This is a genomic window from Campylobacter felis, from assembly GCF_030250085.1.
Classification (GTDB): Bacteria; Campylobacterota; Campylobacteria; order Campylobacterales; family Campylobacteraceae; genus Campylobacter_D; species Campylobacter_D upsaliensis.
This window is the reverse complement of the sequence record NZ_JANURX010000040.1, coordinates 1-808: the sequence shown is the minus strand read 5'-3', so window position 1 is coordinate 808 and position 808 is coordinate 1. Positions and strand designations below refer to the sequence as shown.

Sequence of the window (808 nt, the reverse complement as noted above, 5' to 3'; positions counted from 1 at the left end):
CTTACTTCAGCAGATGGTCGTGGGATTAAAATCACAGGGGCTATCGGTGCTGGGGCTGGTATCGCTAAAAATATGGAAGAAAATTACGGTCGTCTTTCTTTGGTGAAAAATGACGGACGCGATATCGCTATCGAGGGAACTGGCTTTGGCTTTGATAATGACAAACTTGTTTCTCAAGCTTCTGTATCTTTAAGAGAGACTAAGGGACAAATTTCTAAAGACTTAGCTGAGGCTATGGGCTTTAACTCCGTAGAAAGGCTAGGAAGTATTCAAATAGGTGTTAGTTCTATTACAGTGCTTGCAGGAACTGGTATGAGCACTATCACAACTCTTGTTAATAGTGCTGGTAGTGGTTTTTCTAAGTGGGTAACTTCTAAAATCTCAAATGTAGGTCAAATGGTTGATATAGGACCTGGACTTGGAACACTTACTACTATAGCATTCTCTGCTAAGGGTATGAGTGGTCTTTCAGCTCTTGCTTTCTCAGCTGTTTATACTGTGGCTATCAATGCTCTTTCAACAGTGAAAGGAGATTTACAAATAGGCTCTGCTCAAGCGGGTGGTCTTAGTGTCGTTTTATCTAAAATCGGTGTTGTAAGAGAGACAAATAGAACTGATAATATCGGTCAAGTGCAAACTGCAGGTGTAACTACCCTCAAAGGTGCTATGGCGGTAATGGATATTGTTGAAACAGCGACTATAAACCTAGACCAAATCCGTGCGGACATCGGTGCCGTGCAAAACCAAATCTCAGCGACTATCAATAACATTACCGTAACTCAGGTCAATGTCAAAGCTGCTGAATCAA

The 808-nt window shown here is 41.6% G+C and carries 1 protein-coding gene; it reads left to right on the top strand.

Features of this window, described 5'->3' with window-relative positions; all coding sequences use genetic code 11:
- On the top strand, positions 1–808 hold an 808-nt coding region (locus tag NYG92_RS09130), incomplete at both ends, for a flagellin (RefSeq protein ID WP_289234210.1).